Origin of the sequence: Ornithinibacillus bavariensis (genome assembly GCF_050433565.1) — a bacterium.
In the GTDB taxonomy this organism is placed as follows: domain Bacteria; phylum Bacillota; class Bacilli; order Bacillales; family Amphibacillaceae; genus Ornithinibacillus; species Ornithinibacillus bavariensis.
This window is the reverse complement of the sequence record NZ_JBNPWZ010000001.1, coordinates 89,475-109,847: the sequence shown is the minus strand read 5'-3', so window position 1 is coordinate 109,847 and position 20,373 is coordinate 89,475. Positions and strand designations below refer to the sequence as shown.

Here is a 20,373-nt window from a genome sequence, read left to right as displayed (position 1 = left end):
TCATGAAAAAAAAGACAACGATGATTTTAATTACACTCCTAATTTTGTTTGTAGGAATTGGGATTACGATACGTGAGCAGCAGGAAGACACCAATTTACTACCTTCTAAAACGAAGGAGGTAAATGAAGATGACGTTAATACACAAAAGAAAGAAAATGAAAATGTAAGCAAAGGAGAAACCAGTACACCCGCTGATTTTTTATCGAAGGAATTTTTCACTACCATTAAACGTACGATACATTACTTGTCAGGAAAAAATCTACGAATAGTCGCCATTGGTGATTCCTTGACTCAAGGTGTTGGAGACAATACAGGTCAGGGGGGGTATGTCGGTATATTAGATACGTATATTAATCGTGATAAGAAAATAGCCACATTTGAGAACCTAGGGTTACGCGGTAACCGGACAGATCAGTTAATCAATCGATTGAATGAACCGGCTATAAAGGAATCTATACAAAATGCAGACATTATTCTGATCACTATCGGTGCAAATGATATCATGAAAGTTCTAGAGGAAAACTTCATGAATATTACCTATAAGGCCTTTTCTGACGAACGTGTATATTATGAAAAACGCTTACGTGAAATTTTTTCAAAAATGAACGCGCTAAATCCAAATGCTTCTATCTATCTCATCGGCTTCTACAATCCGTTCCAGCAATATTTTCAACATATTAAAGAACTCGATATGATTGTCGATGATTGGAATAATACTAGTAAGAAGGTTGCCGAGGATTATGGTGTAACCTTTATCCCAACAAAAGACTTATTCATAAATACCAATAATAACTTATTTGCTGATGATCATTTTCATCCCAATGAAAATGGATACCAATTAATGGCTGAGAGAATACTAAAATATTTAGTTATTGAATAACAGTAGAAGGTGAAAAGAATGGAAAACAATAAACAGCATAAGGCTATATGGAAAATATCCTTCTTTGCCATCCTTTTCATCAATATAGCTATTCTTCTTATACTCATTGCACTAATTTTCTGGCCGGTAGAGCATCGAGAACTTCCCATGACACAGGAACATTTCACAACGGAAAGCTCTGAATTTATTATACGAACGACTAAAAAGAACTTAAATGAGCTTGTGAATGCTTATATGTATGAATACTTGAAGGATTCGGAGCATCAATTTAGAGTGTTGCTTGAGGAGGATGTAGAACTAACAGGGGAATTGCCAGTATTTTCTACAACGGTCCCTATCTCCATCCACTTCGAGCCATTTGTCCAGAAAAACGGAGATGTAATTTTAAAGCAAAAGTCCATTTCACTTGGTTTATTAAAATTACCTAACCAAAAGGTAATGGAATATATGGAAAAATATTTACCGACTCCTAATTGGATTACGATTAATCCTGATGGGGAAGAAATCTATATAGCAGTAACAGATATGGATATTAAAAGTAACTTCCATGTTAGTGTAGAACGGTTGGACTTAGAGGGCAATAATCTCGCGTTTAAAATAAAGGTGCCGTATGAATCACTCGGGATAGAAACATTGCTGCGTAAATAAAACAAAAGGGTCCTTCCTCCTATTAATTACTATCACTTGTAACTTAATAGGGGGAAGGACCTTTTTAATGACATATTATCGTACAACAAACTGTTTTACCTTTTTCGAAAGTAAATAGAAAAAAGATTTCTTTGGTAGATCCAAAACTTCCTCTGCGAGCTGATGTTTTGGATAGTCACCTAATCTACCTTGGAATATTAATTGTAATTCTGAACGTTCTCGGATGTCAGCAGGTGTTACAAAGTTAGATGGTTTTGATATCTTAAAAGACTCCGTATCCTGTAATACAGTCGCTACAAATTGTGAGCAAAAGAATGCATTCTTTCTACGTATATCAATCTTAAATAAGATTCCTAATAATCCAATAAAATTGTACTTATAGTCAGAAGCTCTTTTCTCAATTTCTTTGATATGATGTCGTATTAGGATGTATTCCTGTTCTGTAATATTCAGTGTATATACAGCACTATTGGAATCCTTCAGAAAGTCTCCTCTAATATCTTCACGAACAAAACCGCCACTAAACGGGTTCTTCGGATTAACGCGACCAAAGCTATAAACCTCTTTTAATTCATGGTCAAAACCAATTGAAACATGATTCAAGGGCTTATGGGTAAAAAAGTTTATAAGTCTTGAAAGGTATGTCCCTGTATCTGTGAAGATAAAGTAGATCGTCCTTTCTCTCATGTTTTCCCCTCCACTCAAACTAACAAAACCGAGTTTCTTTCTATCTTCTTTCTCGGTAAACGGATATAACAAAACTTTACCGAAAAAACAAGAAATATACAAGACTATTTTTCAAAAAGATTTGAATAAATTATTCAAATATCGATAAAATCAAGGTTTTACATTGACGAAAGTGCTTAAATCCCGTAAGCTAACGTTGAGTATATAATGATGGAGGAAAATCTATTAAATGATCACAGTAACTAATGTAAGCTTACGTTATGGCGATAAAAAACTTTTTGAAGATGTTAACCTAAAATTCACCCCTGGTAACTGTTATGGTGTTATTGGAGCAAATGGAGCGGGTAAATCGACGTTCCTAAAGATTCTCTCAGGAGAAATAGAGCCTCAAACAGGTAATGTTTCCTTATCACCTGGTGAGCGACTTGCTGTACTGAAACAGGATCATTTTGCCTATGAAGCGTTTCCTGTTTTAGAAACGGTTTTAATGGGACATGACAGACTATATGCAGTAAAACAAGAAAAAGACCAAATATATATGAAAGCTGATTTCACAGAAGAGGACGGAATGCGTGCAGCAGAGCTAGAAGGCGAGTTTGCTGAAATGAATGGCTGGGAAGCTGAATCTGATGCAGCAATCCTATTAAAAGGTCTTGGTATTGAAGAAGAGCTTCATACGAAGCTAATGTCCGAACTAACTGGTGATGAAAAGGTTAAGGTATTATTAGCTCAAGCTCTATTTGGTAATCCAGATATTTTACTGTTAGACGAGCCTACAAACGGCCTTGACATCCAAGCTATTCAATGGCTAGAGGAGTTTCTCATTAACTTTGAAAATACAGTTATTGTAGTTTCCCATGACCGTCACTTTTTAAATAAAGTATGTACGCATATAGCAGATGTTGACTATGGAAAAATACAAATTTATATCGGAAATTATGACTTCTGGTATGAATCAAGTCAGCTAGCTTCGAAAATGGCCCAGGAAGCAAACAAGAAAAAAGAAGAAAAAATTAAAGAATTACAGGCATTCATAGCGAGATTCAGTGCCAATGCTTCTAAATCGAGACAAGCAACATCTCGTAAAAAGCTTCTTGAAAATATTACATTAGATGATATCAAACCATCCTCTAGAAAATATCCTTATATCGCTTTTACACCTGAACGTGAGATTGGTAATGATCTACTTCGAGTTGAAGGTCTTTCGAAAACAATCGGTGGTGAAAAGGTACTAGATAATGTTAGCTTTATAATGAATAAGGATGACAAGATTGCATTTGTTGGGAAAAATGATATTGCTAAGACAACTTTGTTTAAAATTCTTATGGGTGAAATGGAACCAGACTCTGGAAGCTTTAAATGGGGGATTACTACTTCTCAATCCTATTTTCCAAAGGATAATAGTGAATTCTTTGAAAATGGTAATTTAACTCTCGTCGATTGGTTACGCCAATTCTCTCCAGAGGATGAAACAGAAACATTTTTACGAGGATTTCTAGGCAGAATGCTATTCTCCGGTGAAGAGGCATTAAAAAAGGCCAATGTACTATCGGGTGGTGAAAAGGTACGTTGCATGCTCTCTAAAATGATGTTAAGCAATGCCAATGTACTACTTCTAGATGAACCAACAAACCATCTCGATTTAGAATCCATTCAATCATTGAACAATGGATTAATCAAATTTAAAGGATCTATTCTATTTACATCACATGATCATCAATTCATTGATAGTATTGCAAATCGTCTTATCGAAATTACACCGAACGGGATTATCGATAAGGAAATGCGTTATGATGAATATGTTCGAGATAAGGAACTACAAAAACGTATTCGCGAAATGTATTCTGCTAGTTAATATTATGGTGCCCCTTGCTTCTGCAAGGGGTAATTTTGTTGGATGGCTATAGTTCTAGCAACCTTGATAGACGAAGGACGGGTGTATACTTTTCTTTTTTGGACGCATAGTCCTTGACGGTGGGAACATTCTTTCATTTTTCGGGGTACAGTCTCAGATGACGGGTGAATATTTCTCATTTCAAGGTGCGGGCTATTCCTTCCTTTAAAAGTCGCATCTTCAGGATAGCGAGCCATGCTCTTCACACTTTCGTACTCTTACAAATTTATCCAGTTACAACTATAAAAGACACTCTCACATTGCATGAGAGTGTCTATCATTCTTTTATTTTAATTTTAACTCGAGTCTATCTAGCATTTCTTTTGTCATCGCATCAATATCATACCTTGCTTTAAATCCCCATTCTGCCTCTGCTGCTGAGGAATCAATGCTATTTGGCCAGCTATCAGCAATTTTTTGACGTACTGGATCAACATGAAATGATAATTTAAAATCTGGAATATGTCTTTGTATTGCTTTCGCAAAGTCCATAGGCTCTGCTGAAATTGCTGAGATGTTAAAGGCATTTCGATGTTCGAGCTTAGCAGGATCTGCCTCCATTAGTTGAACGATTGCATGAAGAGCATCTGGCATATACATCATATCCATATAGGTTCCTTCTGCAATGTAGGAGGTGTATGCTTTACTTTTAATAGCTTCATAATAGATTTCAACCGCATAATCTGTTGTTCCACCACCTGGTGGTGTTACATATGAGATTAATCCAGGGAAACGAACACCACGAGTATCAACACCAAAACGTTGGAAGTAGTAATCACAGAGTAATTCACCTGCTACTTTATTAACACCATACATTGTTGTTGGTCGTTGTAATGTGTCTTGAGGTGTGCTGTCCTTTGGAGTTGATGGCCCAAAGGCTCCAATTGAACTTGGCGTGAAAAACTGTAAATTTAATTCACGCGCTACCTCCAGTGCATTCATTAACCCACCCATGTTAATATCCCAAGCTGTTTTTGGCATTTTTTCCGCTGTTGCAGATAAAAGTGCGGCCAAATGCATAATGGTGTCTACCTGATGAGCTTTTGCAACTTGATAAATACGATCAGGATTAGTTACATCAACCACTTCAAAGGGACCCTTTTGTGCCTCTTCTTCAGAAAAACGTATATCTGTAGCTACGATATTAGATTCGCCGTATTCTGTTCGCAATTTCGTGATTAGCTCTGAACCAATTTGGCCTAAAGCTCCAGTAATGAGTATTTTTTTCATACTGTTCCCCTCTTACGTAATATTCATTAATAAGTAATTATCATCGCTTTAGGTCTAGCGAATGTCATTGTGATGATTTTGCAGTAAAACACGTAATCTATTAGATCAATCCCATCTCTTTACCAACTTTTTCATATGCTTGTATAGCTTGGTCTAGCATTTCCTTCGTGTGGGCAGCAGTTGGCATATTTCTCACACGACCAGTCCCCTTTGGTACAGTTGGAAAAACAATTGATTTTGCGTATACTCCAGCTTCCAATAATCGTCTGCTAAATTCCTGTGCAGCTTTTTCTTCACCAATAATACATGGTGTTATTGGTGTTTCACTGTTCCCAATATTAAATCCTAGTTGCTTCAAGCCTGCCTTCAAATAGTTCCCGTTTTCCCATAGCTTATCATGTAGTTCGGTACTTTCCATTAATATTTCTACCGCACGTCTACTTGCCACCGCATCTGCAGGTGATACAGCTGTAGAGAATAAAAATGGGCGTGATCTTACCTTTAACCATTCAATAAGATTTGCCTTTCCCGCAACATATCCACCGATAACGCCTATTGCTTTAGAAAGAGTACCCATTTGGAAATCCACTTTATCTTGAAGTCCAAAATGCTTTACTGTTCCAGCACCTTTTCCTAATACACCTGATCCATGTGCATCATCAACATAAGTAATTAAATCAAATTCCTCGGCAATTTCTACAATTTCTGGAAGCTTAGCTATATCACCATCCATGGAAAATACACCATCTGTGATAACCATGATTTTATTATAAAGTCCAGAATCTACGGCTTCTTTCGCCTTTTTGCGCAAGTCATCCATGTCGGAATGTCCAAAACGAATAATTTTTGCCTTAGATAAACGGCAGCCATCGATTATTGAAGCATGGTTTAGTTCATCAGATAAAATGGCATCATTTTTATCCATGACAGCTGAGATTGCTGCCATATTACAATTAAATCCTGATTGATATGAAATAACAGCCTCAGTTCCTTTAAATTCAGCAAGTTTTTTTTCTAGTTCAATATGCAAATCTAACGTTCCATTAATAGTTCGAACCGCACCAGCACCTACACCATGAGTATCCACGGCTTCTTTTGCTACCTTTTTCAATCTCTCATCTGTTGCAAGTCCTAAATAATTATTGGATGATAGGTTAATAAGTTTTTTCCCATTTATATCAATAATTGGCCCATTTGGTCCCTGTACAGGTTCAATCTCATTGTATAATCCATTAGCCTTCAATTCCGCTAAGTTCTCATTTAAAAACACATCTAATACCTTACTTGACATCACTCGTACCTCCTCATGATCTTTTCTCACTTTGAAAGCGTTACCAAGTAGTTAATCATTTATAGTTTATCATAATGTAGCGGAAATGTTTACTAACATACTTTATTTGTTTTCTATCATTCTTCCTGCTCTTCCTTCTACTACATACTTTTGAATAAATTACCTACTAATATTGTAAGTTTATCATTGTTTACTAGTACTTCTATTATTATACTATTTTTAGTGATATTAATTTGTGGAGGAATAACCGTGAGAAAGGCCTTAATTGTTGTTTTCCTTATGCTAATTGTAGGCTTCGGAGTTATCGGAGTGACCCATGCAACAAATGAATCTGAAGTTATTACACCAGATTCACCTAATACGATAGATATTCAATCATAGAATTTTCAATATAATAAAGGGAAGCATTGTCATAATGACAACAGCTTCCCTTATATTATAGTTACTCCACAATAGTAACCTTAACTTCTTTTACACCCCAATTGAGTGCTTCCTGTTCTGTCGGTAAGTGGATATCAATTCGATTTCCTTTTATTGCTCCGCCAATATCACCAGCAATTGCATATCCATACCCTTCTACATAAACCTTTGAGCCCAGGGGAATAACAGTTGGATCAACTGCAATTACCTTTGCATTTCGATCTTTATTTAGATTTATTCCCGTATAAGTAATTCCTGAACACCCTTCACATTCTGCGGTGTATGCCGTAGCTACAACCGTTAATGTCCTACCTTCTGGTTTTTCAACTTTATTAGTCACTGTACTAGAATCTGTCGTTTTAATAGCCTGTGTTACCGCTACTTCTTCAACCTGTTCCTCTCTAATTTCTAGTTCTTGTCCTACTAGAATAAGGTCAGAATCCAATTCATTCCAAGTTTTTAATTCTTCTACACGGACACCATATTTTTTAGAAATAGCATATAGTGTATCTCCTTTTTCTACGAGATGCTTTTCATAGACTTCTAGTTTTTGTTTAGGAAAAATCATATCTGATCGTAGATTATTTATTTCAAGTAAAGATTCTACTGATGTGTCGTGTTCCTGTGCAATTTCCCATAAGGTATCTCCTTTAACAACCTCATATTCTAGAGCAGAAGCACTCATTGTTGGGCTCATGAGCACAATTCCTGTAGCTAACATAGCTACTAAATTCTTCATAGTAGTCCCTCCTTATTTTTCCGGACACAATGCCTACTCTAACATAGGTTACTAGACTGTGCCGTTACAAGACTCTTAAAAGTCTGTTACAAGGATTACCAAAACCACTATGATTTATAACAAGCTTAGTAGATTTGAGTAAAAGGTCGGATATTTGTGCTTCGCTACTAATTCTATTACCTATTATTGACCATGGGTAAGACAGTAACTTGTGAACAAATTACTGCCTTGCCAAAAAAATAAAGAGGCCACTATGATGTGACCCCTTTATCAATTCATTTATTTTTTCTTCTTTTCTGCTTTAAATGGTTCTTCTTGAGTAACGCCAACTTCGTATAGTGAATTAACATTACGATCAAGTGTGTAGTTTACAACACGCTTGTTAACCGGAACAAGTTCAAGAGCATATAGAGTTGGGAATACAGGAACTTCCTCAGTCATAAGTTGTTGCCACTCTTTGTAAACCTGCTTACGATATTCTACATCAAATGCTTCCATAGAAACACCTTTTGCTAGTAGCTCGCTATTCTTTTCACTTTCATAACGTGGGAAGTTAAACATTTGGTCTGGACCATATAAACCATAAGGGTTAACGTCAGAGCCTACGCCCCAACCTCCACCGTAGACATCTACTGCAGGATCATCTTCACCAGATTGACCTACGCGATCATAGAATGTATTGAATTCATGTAGACGTCCATCAAGCAATTGTACTTTTAGACCAACATTTTCCCATGCTTGGATAAAGTATTTCGCCATTGGTTCAGCAACATCACTACCAGACTGACCAGCATAGTTGATTACTAATTGCTCACCATTTGGATCTTCACGGAATCCATCACCATCAACATCTTTGTAGCCAGCATCATCAAGAATCTTCTTCGCTAACTCAGGGTCATATACTAATCCTGGGTTATCAGCATCATGATATTCTGGATGTGAAGGTGGAATTAAAGTAGTCGCCTTCCAACGAAGACCATTATAGAACTTCTTACCAATAGAGTCTGTATCTACAGCATGTGCCATCGCTTTACGTAGGTTTACGTCAGCCATTTTTGCATTTGGATCCATTTTGACTCTCTTCTTTTCTGCATCCCATGTACCTAATTTAAATCCAATATAAGCATAGTACAAATCAATGTTTGCTAAGAATTCTACGTTAGACATATCAGCATTATCTACGAATTGGTCACCAGGGAATGCGTTAATCATGTCAACGCCACCAGTTTCTAATTCTTGTACAACAGTTTTCGGATTAACTACTTTTAGAACAACTTTGTCTAAAGCAGGCTCTCCACGCCAGTAGTCAGCATTTTTCGAGTAAACAACTGATTCACCAGCAACAATGCTTTCAACTTTGTAAGGTCCCATACCAATAGGATTCTTACGTACTGCATCAGATTCTGCCATTTTCGCTACAGGAATATCTTTGAAGATATGCTTTGGCATTGCATATGGCCAGATACCACCTGTTAATAATGATGGGTTAGATTGCTTATAAGTAACTTTTAGTGTCTTTTCATCAACAATTTCAATACCAGAAATTGTTTCTGCTTTTCCTGCATGGTACTCATCCATACCAACAATATCAGAGAAGTCAGGACCGTAACGAACACCAGTGTACTCTGGATGTCCAATTACCTCAAATGAATAAGCCCAGTCTTCAGCTTTTACAGGCTCACCATCATGCCAATTTACATTGTCACGAATTGTGAATTCAATTGTAACCCCATTTGGATATTCCTCTGTTTCGTATGGTTCTGTTTTAAATGTTGCAGCACCATCTTGTGTGTAAGTAAAGTTAGCATCCATATCAAGTAATGATTCATCAAACCATTTAATTACTTGAGAGTCTGGATCACCGTCATAGAAGTTCCAGTTTAGAGTACCTTCAAAAACAGAGTCAGATACTAAACCGAAATTTAGTGTGCCTCCGATAGGCTCCCCACTATTTGAGGTAGTCATCTCAAAGTCGTCCTGAGAGAATAGAATCTCCCCTTTATCCTTTTCTTTATCCTTTCCAGCATTACCCTCAGTTTTTGTGTCATTACCCTTTGGGTCGCTAGATGAGTCTTTGCTACATGCAGCTAATACTAATAAAACAGAAAGCATTAGAGCAAATAGCAATTTCATTAAGTTTGTCTTTCTCATGCTTATTACCCTCCCTTTTTTAAAAAGAACCTTGGTCCTATCGTCGAATAAATCGACTTATATACTCAACATTGATGCCCTTAAGGCATCAATGATGGTAACCTAATCATTTTTCTATCTATAACCAGCCTCACCTCCCTAAAGTAATTTTTCTTCTAGAATACTAGGCTAGTTATCTATTGAAATTTCGAATTATACAAAAATTGTATAGATAATTTATCCTCTTCTTTGTCTAGCATCTGTAGCACGTTTTAACGCTTGACCTACGTTATTAATGCACAGCATTAAGATTAGGATTAAGACAGATGCTGGTACCCAGATCCACCACCTATACTCAAGGGTTTGTGGGTTTCTAGCATAGCTTAATAATGTACCTAAGCTTGGTGTATCCTCAGGGAAACCGAACCCTAAGAATGAGAGACCTGACTCCAATCCTATATTTGCAGCTAGATTCAGTGTCATTGTTACGATAATAAGTGAACTACAATTCGGTAAAAGATGTTTAAAGATTATTTTAAAGTTTGAAGTGCCTAATGTCCTCGCCGCTTGTATATAATCTAATTCTTTTTCTTGTAGAGCCTTCGAACGAATTAATCTCGCAATTCCCATCCATAAGAAGGCTGCCATAATTATCGAGAAGGTCAAGACACTATAGGTTGGGACAATAGCTACAAATGCTATTACAATCATCGTGAAAGGTAATATATTAAAGAAATCCAGGATACGCATTAGCATATTATCGATATGTCCGCCAAAGTACCCAGCTACCAATCCAAATACAACACCAATAAATCCTGTCATTAGTGTTACTATTATTGCAATTGATAAGGAGTTTTTCGTACCAATTATTAGCTGTCCAAAAACGTCCCTTCCACCATAATCAGTTCCTAAAATAAAGTCTTCTCCTGGTGACTGATAGATAGCGAATAGATCAACCCTTACAATCTCCTCTTGATCCAGTACTAATGAGACTCCATAAACAAACGCCGCTATACCAATCAAACAAATAAGAGAGATTAATGCTAGTTTATCTCGCATAAGTTCGCGCCATATTATATTAAAACCAGATGGTGTTTTAATCATTTCCTTTGTTTTTACTGCCGCAGTTGCGGAATTTTCTACCATTTATTGTTCACCTCACTATGCCAAAATTATTTAATCCGAATTCTTGGGTCAATGATGCTCAGGATAATATCTGAGAGTAATGCACCGAGTACTGAAGCTACTCCAAATAATAAGGTTGTAGCAGTTACCACACTATAGTCACGTAGGGTAATGGACTCAACTAACAATTGTCCCATACCAGGGTATCCAAAAATGTTTTCCACAAATATGGATCCTCCGATTAATAGTGTAATTTCATACCCAAAAAATGCTGCAATTGGTAATAGTGAGTTTCGCAATATATGATTGTTATAAACTCTTGTTTCTGAAGCTCCTTTTGCCCTTGCTGTAATGATAAAGTCTCTTTGTTTCGTATCAACAATCTCATTACGTAAATATTGAATTGTACTATACGTCTGAATTAATGCCATGGAAAAAGCAGGTAATAACAGATGATACAATTTACTTGCTACGTAATCAAATGTTCCTGGCTCCAGTCCAGGGGCCACACTACCGCTCGTTGGAAACCATTGTAACTGGAATCCAAATACCCAAAGCATAACTAGTGCGAATATAAATAAAGGTGTAGCAAATCCAATATAGGAGTAGCCGGTAATTAAATGATCCCTAAGGGTGTCATTAAATCTTCCACTGGTAATTCCTAATGGTATTGCAATTAAATAGGTTAGGATTAATGTAACCAAAGATAACCAAAATGAGTTCACAATTCGTTGCCCTATTATTTCTGTTACAGGCATTTTAAATCGAAAGGACTGACCAAAGTCACCTTTAACAACTCCGCCAACCCACCTAGCATACTGCTCATGCCAAGGGTCATTCCATCCCATTTCTTCACGTAGCTCTTCAATACGTGCTGGATCAATATTAGGATCTATTTTTCCAGATAGCGCATCACCCGGCATCATTTTTGCAAGTATAAAAATTAGTAAACTAAGTGCGAATAGTTGAGGGATCATTATGAGTATTCGTCTTAAACTAAATTTCCACATAGTATCAACCTTTCTCTGGTAAAGCCACTAGATGCGTTTCAGAAATTGGTTTTAAACCATAGGCTAAACCTTCTTCGTCAAAGTAGTCATTGTAGGCTTGTTCATATTCCGTACTTACCTCTGCTCTAAACCTCTTTAATTCTTCACGTTTATTAGGATCAATATCTGGAATTGCTGCAATTAGACGTTTTGTATAAATATGCTGCGGCTCGTTAAATATTTCGTTAGCCGTACCTTCCTCTACAAATCGTCCTTTATACATAATTCCGATATGGTCACACATATGTCTTATTACACCTAAATCGTGACTGATGAATAAATATGTTAGGTCTAATTCCCTTTGAATTTCTTTCATAAAGTTTAGAACCTGTGCTTGTACGGAAACGTCAAGCGCCGATACTGGTTCATCAGCAATTATAAGCTTTGGCTTTAATGCAACAGCTCTCGCAATACCGATACGTTGACGTTGACCCCCAGAGAATTCATGTGGGTATTTCAATATACTTTCAGGACTAAGTCCTACTAATTCTAATAATTCTTGAACCTTAAATCTTTCTTCTTTTCTACTTAGCCTTTCAAAGTTTCGTAATGGTTCAGCAACAATATCAAGGACACGCTTTTTCGGATTCAAGGAAGAATAAGGATCTTGGAAAATCATTTGAATATCCTTGCGAATTTCTGCTTTAGCACGATGTATTTTGGTAATTTCCTTATCTTCAAATTCGATCTTTCCATCGGTAATATGGTTTAGACCAATAATAGCTCGACCTGTTGTAGATTTTCCTGAACCAGATTCACCAACAAGTCCATAAGTTTTTCCCTTTTCTAAATTAAACGATACACCATCAACCGCTTTTACATATCCAAGTGTTCTTCCGAAAAATCCTCCCTTAATAGGAAAGTGTACTTTTAAGTCTTCTACTTTAAGAAACCCCATGTTGCTGTTCCTCCTTACTTTCTTCCGGGAAGTTAAAATGCTTATAGCAAGTACAACGTACAAAATGCCCTGGTTGAACCTCATGTAGTTCAGGATTTGCCTCGTGAGCGGAAGCATCTATCCAAGGTATTCTAGCGGCAAATCTACACCCTTCCCGTGGTAGATTTTGCAGCGAAGGTACAATCCCTTGTATAACGTGTAGCTGATCCTGCTCCTCATTTGCATTTGGTACTGAGTTAAATAATGATCTAGTATATGGATGAAGTGGGTTTTCAAATAATGTGTGGACATCTGCGATTTCAACAACCTGTCCTGCATACATTACCGCTACTCGATCAGCCATCTCCGCTACAACACCTAAATCATGTGTGATTAGTACGATACCTGAGTTCATGTCTTCTTTTAGATCCTTAATTAAATCGAGAATTTGAGACTGTATTGTAACGTCTAGAGCTGTAGTTGGTTCGTCAGCAATAAGCAAATCTGGCTCATTAGCAATAGCAGTGGCAATGACAACCCGTTGTCTCATTCCACCTGATAATTCATGTGGGAATTGCTCATATACATGCTCTGGACGCGGAATTCCCACTTTTTCTAATAAATTAATAACCTTTTCCTTGCGTACCGATTTGGTCATATTTTTATTGTGTAGCAGTAATGTTTCTCCAATTTGTTCACCAATTATCATTAGTGGATTAAGAGCAGTTAAAGGATCTTGGAATATCATCCCCATATGCTTTCCACGTAACTTATTAAGCTTTGAAGTGGAAATATTAGCTATGTCCTCATCTTTAAAATAAATATTTCCATCTATCTTTGCGCGACTATGTAGACCCATAATAGAAAATGCAAGTGCACTCTTACCACAACCCGATTCTCCAACAATAGCAAGAACCTCGTTCTTATTAACCGTTAATGACACATTATCTACTGCGGCATAGTAATCATCTCTTATTCGAAAGGATGTCTTCAGATTTTTGATTTCTAGTAACTTTTCGGCCAAATTAATCCCCCTAACTAAATATTGCGAATATTTCTTCTATAGTAAGCTTCCTTTCCTAATAAAAACATTTAAAACACATTAAAGAGCAGAGTTCTCATGCTGTCGTTTTTTGTCTGTGTCTGCCCTATTATCATCTATTTGTTTTAATTTTCCGTTAATTATTTGTTGAATAAATTATATATCCGTAACAAACTTGTAATATTGAATTGATTTTTTTAAAGTATATATTATTTTCAGATTTTTAACAAGCTTTTTTTAAATTTTTTATTTAAATTGTTTCGATAATTTTGTAATTACATAGGGTTTTCAAGCTTTACTTATAGAGGGGACTTCGTGTGATGGAGAGGAAGAAATTTAATCTTTGAGAGTTGAACAATGGCAATTGGAGCTGTTATTTTCCAACCAAATCATATAACTTATTTTGTTCGATTTAGGTACAAAAAAAGAAGAGGCCCTCAAGAACCTCTTCCTACTCACATCTATTATTTTTCTACTGCCGGTTTTTCTGCTGTTACACCAATTTGGTAACGGCGAAGATCAGATGCAGGATCAAGTGTAAAGTTTACAACACGATCATTAACTGGGACAATCACAGCACGATAAAGTGTTGGGAACAATGGAATATTGTCAACCATTAATTGTTGCCATTGATCATAAACTTCTTTACGGTACGCTGGATCCATAGCCTTCATAGAAGCACCGTCTTTCAGTAGCTTTTCATTTTCTTCATTTGTCCAACGTGGATAGTTTGCAGATGAGTTACCAGCAAAAATTCCAGAAGGGTTCACGTCAGTACCAGTTCCCCAAGCCCCTTGATAAATATCATATGCAGGGTCATCTGCTTCTAGACGATCATAGAATGTATTGAACTCAATAAGTCTGCCATCAACTAGCTGAACATTTAAGCCAACGTTTTTCCAAGATTGGATATAATATTGCGCAAGTGGCTCAGCTGTGTCTCCACCAGACATTGATGCAAAATTAATAACTAATTCTTCACCTTTTGGATTTTCACGTAATCCATCTCCATCAACATCTTTATATCCAGCTTCATCTAAGATTTGCTTAGCTTTTTCTGGATCAAAGGTAGGTGTTTCAATATCTGGATTATGATACTCTGGGAAGAATGGAATAATTAGCGTTGTTGCATTCCAACGAAGACCATTGTAGAATTTCTTTCCTACTGCATCGTTGTCAACTGCATACCACATAGCACGACGTAGGTTTACGTCAGCCATTTTAGCATTCGGATCTACTACAACCTCACCTTTTTTCGCATCCCATTTACCAAGCTTAAAGCCAATATAAGTGTAAGAATTCTCAACTTGTCCTAAGAATTCAACGTTTGACATGTTCGCATTATCAACAAATTGATCTGTTGGGAAGCTGTCTACCATATCAACTCCACCAGTTTTCAATTCTTGAACTACAGTGGAAGGTGAAACGACCTTCACTGTTACTTTTTCTAATGCTGGTTCACCGCGCCAGTAGTTTTCATTTTTCACTAATGTTACAGATTCACCAGGAACAATGGATTCAACTTTATAAGGTCCTATACCAATAGGATTCTTACGGACTACATCAGATTCTGCCATTTTAGCAATATCCATATCGCCAAAGATATGTTTTGGTAATGCATAAGGCCAGATTCCTCCAGTAATTAGAGAAGGACCACCTTCTTGGAAGGTAATTTGAAGTGTTTTCTCATCCATAACTTTGATACCAGAAATGGAATCAGCTTTACCTTCATGGTATTCTTTCATACCAACAACATTTTCAAAGTCAGAGCCATAGCGAATACCTTTATATGCTTTGTTGCCAATAACTTCATAAGCGAAAGCCCAGTCCTCAGCAGTAACTGGCTCGCCATCTTGCCAGTTTACACCATCTTTAATTTTTAACGTGTAAACTTTACCTGAGTCATCAACTTCCCAAGTAGCAGCACCAGTTTGTGTGTAAGCATAGTTTTCGTCATTGTCGAAAAGTGGCTCATCAAACCATGCAATTACTTCATAGTCAGGAGCAGCTTGATAGAAGTTAAAGTTAAACGTTCCTTCAAACACAGTATCAGATACGACACCATATGTTAGATTTCCATTTTCAATTGGTTTACCGTCGTTTGAAGTTGTCATGCTGAAGTCTTCAATATTGAAGGTTCCATCTTCACTTGCTTTGTTTTCGCTTGCCTTATTATCTGATTTCTTATCAGATTTATTATCATCTCCACCGCCGCAAGCAGCAAGTGCAAGCAATAAAACCAGCATAAGCGATAATAGCCATTTGCTTGTCTTTCTCATCTTTGTTTGCCTCCCTATTGTCTGTATTATCTTTTTTCCTTGGCCATTCTATAGGCGCGGCCAAGCTATGCACTAAACATCTTAGATGCCAGTACTTAACCTCTTCTTTGTCTTGCGTCTGTTGCACGCTTCAATGCTTGTCCCACGTTATTGATTGATAACATTAGAAGTAGGATTAGAATCGAAGCAGGTACCCAAATCCACCATCTAAATTCTAGAGTTTGTGGATTCGTTGCATAGCTTAAAAGTGTTCCTAGACTTGGTGTACTTTCAGGGAAACCGAATCCTAAGAAGGATAGCCCTGATTCAAGTCCGATATTAGCAGCTAGGTTCAGCGTCATCGTTACAATGATTAATGAACTACAGTTAGGTAAAAGCTGTGTAAAGATAATTTTGAAATTTGAGCTACCAAGTGTCTTGGAAGCCTGTATATAGTCTAATTCCTTTTCTTGCAATGCTTTTGAACGAATCAATCTGGCAATACCCATCCATAGAAATCCGGTCATAATAAGTGAAAACGTCGTAACACTATATTTCGGAACAATTGCAACGAATGCAATAACAATCATTGTAAATGGAAGAATGTTAAAGAAGTCTAAAACACGCATCATCATGTTATCGATGTGTCCGCCAAAATAGCCTGAGATTAGACCATATGCTATTCCAATTATTCCAGTCATTAACGTAACAAGTATTGCTATCGACAATGAGTTTCTAGTACCAATAATTAATTGTCCAAAGATATCACGGCCGCCATAATCTGTTCCTAGAATAAATTGATCATTTGGTGGTTGATAAATCGATAACAAATCTACCTTTACAATTTCATCCTGGTCTAATATAAGTGAAATCCCATATACAAACGAAACAATTAGAATTAAAAATATTAATGAAATTAACGCAACTTTATCTCGAACAAGCTCTCTCCAAATTATGCTAAAGCCTGAGGGACTTTTAATTGGAGTTTGTGCTTGTAATGCTCCTGCTTCTGTTTTCTTTCCCAATTTAATCACCTCACTGTTTACCTACTTTTTATTTAATTCGAATTCTTGGATCAACAATACTTAAAATGATATCTGAGATTAATGCACCTACTATAGATGCAACACCGAATAATAATGTAGTTGCCGTTAAGACGCTGTAATCACGTAATGTGATCGATTCTACTAATAATTGTCCCATGCCTGGAAAACCGAAAATATTCTCAATAAAGATAGAACCACCAATTAATCCGGTAATCTCATATCCAAAAAATGCTGCAATCGGTAAAAGTGAGTTTCTTAAGATATGACGGTTATAAACTCTTTTCTCTGAAGCACCTTTTGCTCTTGCTGTAATAATAAAATCTTTTTGCTTTGTATCTACAATTTCATTTCGTAAATATTGAATTGTACTATACGTAGTTATAAGTGCCATAGAAAATGCAGGTAAAATTAAGTGATAAACTTTACTCATGAAGTGTTCAAATGTTCCAGATACCAGCCCTGGAGTCACACTACCACTCGTAGGGAACCATCCTAATTTAAAACCAAATAACCAAAGCATCACCAGTGCAAAGATAAATAATGGTGTCGCAAATCCAACATAGGTATAACCAGTAACTAGTTGGTCCTTCCAAGTGTCATTGTAACGACCACTTACTATACCTAATGGAATTGCTATCAAATAGGTTAGGATTAGTGTGACTATCGATAACCAAACCGTATTCATAATACGTTGTCCAATTAATTCAGAAACTGGCATTTTAAATCGGAATGAATCTCCGAAGTCACCTTTAACAACACCGCCAACCCATCTTCCATATTGTTCATACCAAGGGTCATTCCAACCCATCTCTTCACGAATCTCGTCAAGTCTTGCCGGGTCAACGTCCGGACCAATTTGTCCAGATAATGCATCACCAGGCATTAATTGTGCAAGAACAAAAATGATGATACTAAGCAATATTAATTGCGGAATCATAATTAATGTACGTCGTACTGAAAATTTCCACATATTATCAACCTTTCTCTGGTAAAGCCACTAGATGAGTATCAGAAACTGGCTGCAATTTATAGGCTAAACCTTCTTCGTCAAAGTAATCATTATAGGACTTTTCATATTCCGCTTTCACTTCTTCACGGAATTTACGTTTTTCCTCACGTTTGTTTGGATCAATATCTGGTATTGCTGCCACAAGGCGCTTTGTATAAATATGTTGTGGGTTGAAAAAGATATCATCTGCTGTCCCTTCTTCCACATAACGACCTTTATACATAATCCCAATTTGATCACACATGTGTTTGATTACTCCTAAGTCGTGACTGATAAATAAGTATGTTAAATCAAGTTCTTTTTGAATATCCTTCATAAAGTTAAGCACTTGTGCTTGTACAGATACGTCCAAGGCTGATACTGGCTCATCTGCAATAATTAGCTTCGGTTTTAATGCAATTGCTCTAGCAATACCAATACGCTGACGTTGTCCACCAGAGAACTCGTGTGGGTATTTTAAAATACTCTCTGGACTTAGGCCTACAAGCTCCATTAACTCTTGAACTCTTTTACGTTCTTCTTTTCTAGTAAGATTTTCAAAGTTTCGTAATGGTTCAGAAACGATATCAATAACACGTTTCTTTGGGTTTAAAGATGAATAAGGATCCTGAAAGATCATTTGGATATCTTTGCGCACATCCGATTTCGCACGTTTGATATTCGTAATATCAACACCATCGAATAATACTTGACCAGAAGTAATGTTGTTTAATCCAATAATGGATCTTCCTGTAGTCGTCTTTCCAGAACCAGATTCCCCAACTAAACCATATGTTTTACCCTTGTCTAGTGAGAAAGATACCCCATCAACCGCTTTGATATGGCCTACTGTTCGACTGAAAAGACCGCCTTTAATCGGGAAGTGGATTTTTAAGTCCTTTACCTCAAGATAAGACATGTTGTTCCTCCTTTGAGTCATCAGGGAAACTGAAATGCTTATAGCAAGTACAACGTACAAGATGCCCTGGTGTTACTTCTTTTAGTTCTGGATGAGCTTCATGAGCTGTTTCATCTACCCAAGGTATTCTCGCACTAAAGCGGCAACCTTCTCTTGGAAGATTTTGCAGCGAAGGAACAATACCTTGAATAACATGAAGCTTGTCCTGTTCTTCATTTGCATTAGGTACTGAATTTAATAACGATCTAGTATAAGGATGTAGTGGATTTTCAAATAATGTTTTCACATCTGCAAGTTCAACAATTTGCCCTGCATACATAACAGCTACTCTATCTGCCATTTCTGCAACAACACCCAGATCGTGGGTAATAAGGATAATACCTGAATTCATTTCGTTTTTTAACTTGTTAATTAGTTCTAAAATCTGTGATTGAATCGTAACATCAAGAGCAGTTGTCGGTTCATCAGCAATTAGAAGCTCGGGCTCATTCGCAATCGCCATAGCAATAACGACACGCTGACGCATACCACCAGAAAGTTCGTGCGGAAATTGATTTATAACATATTCCGGACGCGGAATTCCTACTTTATTCAAAAGGTCTAACACCTTTTCTCGAATTTTGTTCTTAGATAGATTTTTATTATGAAGAATTAATGTTTCTCCAATTTGATCGCCAATTTCCATTAATGGATTTAGTGAAGTAAGCGGGTCCTGGAAAATCATTCCTAGATCCTTGCCGCGAACTTTATTTATTTCAGCTGGAGACATTTTTGCAATATTCTTGTCCTTATATAGAATATCTCCGTCAATTTTTGCACGTGTATGAAGACCCATAATTGAAAATGCTAAAGCACTCTTTCCACAACCTGATTCTCCTACAATAGCAAGTACCTCATTTTTGTTAACCGTTAATGATAAATTATCCACTGCTGCATAATAATCATCTTTAATGCGAAATGAAGTAGTTAAATTTTTAATTTCTAAAAGCTTCTCAGCCACAACTTCCATCCCCCTATAAATTATTTAGATCCAAGACTTACTTTAGTCTTTTTAGGGTACACTTTTCGTGGTGTATTTATGAGACTATATAATCTTATTATTGTTTAAATTATTCTGATAATTTAGTGTTATATAAATAAGATGATGGA

General features: G+C 36.6%; 18 protein-coding genes. 4 read left to right on the top strand and 14 right to left on the bottom strand.

All coding sequences use genetic code 11. The features are described from left to right. The first annotated feature begins 2 nt into the window (after positions 1-2). The gene (locus tag HNR27_RS00505; protein ID WP_429338400.1) at positions 3-881 is read left to right on the top strand and encodes an SGNH/GDSL hydrolase family protein; all 879 of its coding nucleotides are present in this window, start codon (positions 3-5) and stop codon (positions 879-881) included. An 18-nt stretch (positions 882-899) separates the two neighbouring features. Then, entirely contained in the window at positions 900-1,529 is a 630-nt protein-coding gene (locus HNR27_RS00500; RefSeq protein ID WP_212920277.1) for a YpmS family protein, read from the top strand. Between the two features lie 75 nt (positions 1,530-1,604). Here HNR27_RS00500 and HNR27_RS00495 read toward each other — a convergent pair whose 3' ends face one another. Further along, positions 1,605-2,216 carry a hypothetical protein gene (locus HNR27_RS00495; protein WP_212920276.1) on the bottom strand — a complete coding sequence of 204 codons (612 nt, stop codon included), beginning with the start codon at positions 2,214-2,216 and terminating at the stop codon, positions 1,605-1,607. Positions 2,217-2,445: 229 nt separating this feature from the next. Here HNR27_RS00495 and HNR27_RS00490 point away from each other — a divergent pair, with 229 nt between their 5' ends. After that, positions 2,446-4,071, top strand: a complete 1,626-nt coding sequence (locus tag HNR27_RS00490) for an ABC-F family ATP-binding cassette domain-containing protein (protein WP_429338399.1) — start codon at positions 2,446-2,448, stop codon at positions 4,069-4,071. Positions 4,072-4,395: 324 nt separating this feature from the next. Here the strand turns inward: HNR27_RS00490 and HNR27_RS00485 are convergent, their stop codons facing one another. Further along, positions 4,396-5,340 carry an NAD-dependent epimerase/dehydratase family protein gene (locus tag HNR27_RS00485; protein ID WP_429338398.1) on the bottom strand — a complete coding sequence of 315 codons (945 nt, stop codon included), beginning with the start codon at positions 5,338-5,340 and terminating at the stop codon, positions 4,396-4,398. Positions 5,341-5,440: 100 nt separating this feature from the next. Further along, positions 5,441-6,631 (bottom strand): glycine C-acetyltransferase, encoded by a 1,191-nt coding sequence (locus HNR27_RS00480; RefSeq protein ID WP_429338397.1) that lies wholly within the window; start codon positions 6,629-6,631, stop codon positions 5,441-5,443. A gap of 249 nt (positions 6,632-6,880) precedes the next feature. Between HNR27_RS00480 and HNR27_RS00475 the strand changes: the two genes are divergently transcribed. Further along, entirely contained in the window at positions 6,881-7,012 is a 132-nt protein-coding gene (locus HNR27_RS00475; RefSeq protein WP_280530735.1) for a hypothetical protein, read from the top strand. A gap of 61 nt (positions 7,013-7,073) precedes the next feature. Here the strand turns inward: HNR27_RS00475 and HNR27_RS00470 are convergent, their stop codons facing one another. The 11 genes from HNR27_RS00470 to HNR27_RS00420 all read right to left on the bottom strand — a co-directional run bounded on the left by HNR27_RS00470 (position 7,074) and on the right by HNR27_RS00420 (position 20,224). Then, the gene (locus tag HNR27_RS00470) at positions 7,074-7,790 is read right to left on the bottom strand and encodes a 3D domain-containing protein (RefSeq protein WP_429338396.1); all 717 of its coding nucleotides are present in this window, start codon (positions 7,788-7,790) and stop codon (positions 7,074-7,076) included. Positions 7,791-8,069: 279 nt separating this feature from the next. Then, on the bottom strand, positions 8,070-9,941 hold the full coding sequence (opp4A, locus tag HNR27_RS00465; RefSeq protein ID WP_429338395.1) for an oligopeptide ABC transporter substrate-binding protein: 1,872 nt from the start codon (positions 9,939-9,941) through the stop codon (positions 8,070-8,072). 216 nt (positions 9,942-10,157) lie between these two features. Further along, on the bottom strand, positions 10,158-11,066 hold the full coding sequence (locus tag HNR27_RS00460) for an ABC transporter permease (protein WP_212920270.1): 909 nt from the start codon (positions 11,064-11,066) through the stop codon (positions 10,158-10,160). Positions 11,067-11,092: 26 nt separating this feature from the next. Next, positions 11,093-12,055 carry an oligopeptide ABC transporter permease gene (gene opp4B, locus HNR27_RS00455; RefSeq protein WP_212920269.1) on the bottom strand — a complete coding sequence of 321 codons (963 nt, stop codon included), beginning with the start codon at positions 12,053-12,055 and terminating at the stop codon, positions 11,093-11,095. Positions 12,056-12,059: 4 nt separating this feature from the next. Continuing rightward, positions 12,060-12,992: an ABC transporter ATP-binding protein gene (locus HNR27_RS00450; protein WP_212920268.1), complete on the bottom strand. Its 933-nt coding sequence runs from the start codon at positions 12,990-12,992 to the stop codon at positions 12,060-12,062. Continuing rightward, positions 12,979-13,995, bottom strand: a complete 1,017-nt coding sequence (locus HNR27_RS00445) for an ABC transporter ATP-binding protein (protein WP_429338394.1) — start codon at positions 13,993-13,995, stop codon at positions 12,979-12,981. Before HNR27_RS00445 ends, HNR27_RS00450 begins: the two co-directional genes overlap by 14 nt. Before the next feature lie 482 nt (positions 13,996-14,477). Beyond that, positions 14,478-16,292 (bottom strand): oligopeptide ABC transporter substrate-binding protein, encoded by a 1,815-nt coding sequence (opp4A, locus tag HNR27_RS00440; RefSeq protein ID WP_212920266.1) that lies wholly within the window; start codon positions 16,290-16,292, stop codon positions 14,478-14,480. A gap of 95 nt (positions 16,293-16,387) precedes the next feature. Beyond that, positions 16,388-17,296: an ABC transporter permease gene (locus HNR27_RS00435; RefSeq protein ID WP_212920265.1), complete on the bottom strand. Its 909-nt coding sequence runs from the start codon at positions 17,294-17,296 to the stop codon at positions 16,388-16,390. Positions 17,297-17,324: 28 nt separating this feature from the next. Next, positions 17,325-18,287 carry an oligopeptide ABC transporter permease gene (opp4B, locus tag HNR27_RS00430; protein WP_212920264.1) on the bottom strand — a complete coding sequence of 321 codons (963 nt, stop codon included), beginning with the start codon at positions 18,285-18,287 and terminating at the stop codon, positions 17,325-17,327. 4 nt (positions 18,288-18,291) lie between these two features. After that, on the bottom strand, positions 18,292-19,224 hold the full coding sequence (locus HNR27_RS00425) for an ABC transporter ATP-binding protein (protein WP_212920263.1): 933 nt from the start codon (positions 19,222-19,224) through the stop codon (positions 18,292-18,294). After that, entirely contained in the window at positions 19,211-20,224 is a 1,014-nt protein-coding gene (locus HNR27_RS00420; RefSeq protein WP_280530734.1) for an ABC transporter ATP-binding protein, read from the bottom strand. Before HNR27_RS00420 ends, HNR27_RS00425 begins: the two co-directional genes overlap by 14 nt. Positions 20,225-20,373 lie beyond the last annotated feature (149 nt).